The 1629-nt window shown below is 62.2% G+C and carries 3 protein-coding genes; 1 reads left to right on the top strand and 2 read right to left on the bottom strand.

The features are described from left to right. Positions 1 to 677 (bottom strand): hypothetical protein (locus EN750_RS33310; RefSeq protein WP_127399194.1); only part of this gene is annotated, 677 nt, incomplete at its 3' end. A gap of 38 nt (positions 678 to 715) precedes the next feature. Beyond that, entirely contained in the window at positions 716 to 886 is a 171-nt protein-coding gene (locus EN750_RS39715) for a hypothetical protein (RefSeq protein ID WP_164762750.1), read from the bottom strand. A gap of 89 nt (positions 887 to 975) precedes the next feature. On the opposite strand from EN750_RS39715, the gene EN750_RS33315 reads away from it, so the two are divergent. Continuing rightward, positions 976 to 1629, top strand: a 654-nt coding sequence (locus EN750_RS33315; protein WP_189526640.1) for a glycosyltransferase family 39 protein, incomplete at its 3' end; no start/stop codon positions are given.

Genomic DNA, 1629 nt, shown 5'->3' on the forward strand with positions numbered 1-1629 from the left:
GTCGCGGCACGCGCGGTCAACATTCTGGCTTGATTAGGCCAAAACGCAAAAATGGCCCGCTGGGAGAGTGGCAAGGTATCGGTCGGCGAAAATGCGGTCGCATTGGTGAAGGCGAGGAAGAAATAATCGACGAAGCCGGGCAGCCAATCTCGAAGCTCACGGTCGTTCAACGTCATCTGCGCGAACAGGAAATCGGCCTGTGCGAGCTTGACAAGGCCGCAGGTCGGCGGACCGCCGCGGTCGGTGCTCCAGAACCACAAGGCAAAAACGATGACGTTGGTGACCCAGATGTTGAGCGCGTCGATCAGCAGCGTCGTACCGCTACTGCCGGCATGGCCCTCCAGCAAGGCACGCACCAGCAGGACCAGCGAACCGCAATTGATGATGCTGATGATGGCGGTCATGGTCAGGGCTGTTCTGCGGATCATGACCCGAAACTGGCCGATCGCATGCCACTCGTGGTCCTCGACCGCCTTTCGGGTGGCGGCCTGCGTCCAGGCGGTGGCCACCGACAAGGGCAGCAGCAGGGCCGCCTCCAGCGCGGGCGCCACCCAGCGCGGCCCGAATGAGAGATTGTTGATGACCAGAAGCTGCAGGCAGATGATGACGAGAACGGCCGCACGGGCCATCCAGAAATCGAGCGCACGGTAGTGAATGACGGCGTGGTGGTGGCGCATTTTTCAAATCCTGGATGCTTTTTGGGGACGGTAACCGGTCAGGCGTAGGCGACGCCTGCCGCGATCACGCCCAAGGCGCCATGCCCGGCATGTTCAGGGTGCTGCGGGATGGCGTGTTCCATTGTTGTCTTGCTGGCATGTGATGACGGGAGAGGCGGCATGGTGGCGCGAAACTCTGCCTCAATCTTGGTTTTGCCATGGTCGGCCAAGTATACATTTTCGTAAGCTTCAAGTTCTGGGCTGTTCGTAAAACCGTCCGGTGTGATTTATCCACCGCATGACGCGAATCGACGAAACCATGAACGGTTGGCTGCCGGTCGGCAGTTCTGTTCCAGGCGACTGGTGGCAGTCGTCGATCTGGCCGGGGCTGACGCGCTATCCAGAAGCCGGCCTGGCGCTTTTATGCCTGACGCAGATCCTGTGCTGGACCGTGATGCCGGCGCTTGTCGATGCCGCCCCGCCCGGCGACGTCGTCGAGAGTTTCATGTGGGGCCGCGAATGGGTGCTTTTGACCTACAAGCATCCGCAGCTCCCCGGCTGGCTGCTCGAGATCAGCCATCTTCTGACCGGATCGTTCCGCTGGCCGCAATATCTGCTCGCCCAGCTTGTCGTCTCGGCGACCTTCGTCTTCGTCTACCTGCTGGCCCGCGACATGCTCGGGAGAACCCGCGCGCTGGCCGCCGTGCTTTTGATGCCGTCATTGTATTTCTTCGGCTGGCCGACACCGCAGTTCAATCATGATTACGCGCAGATGCCCTTCTGGGCCGCAATCTGCTGGCTGCTGTGGCGTGCGGGCCGTAGCGGTGGGCCGGGCTGGTGGCTGGCGCTCGGACTGGTGTCGGGCGTCGGGCTCTATGCCAAGTTTTCCACCGGGCTGCTGTTGCTCTTCGGGGCGATCTGGCTGTTGTCGGACACGCGGGCACGCAATCGGCCCGGCACGCCCCGGCCCTGG

Origin of the sequence: Mesorhizobium sp. M7A.F.Ca.ET.027.03.2.1 (assembly GCF_003999175.1) — a bacterium.
Classification (GTDB): Bacteria; Pseudomonadota; Alphaproteobacteria; order Rhizobiales; family Rhizobiaceae; genus Mesorhizobium.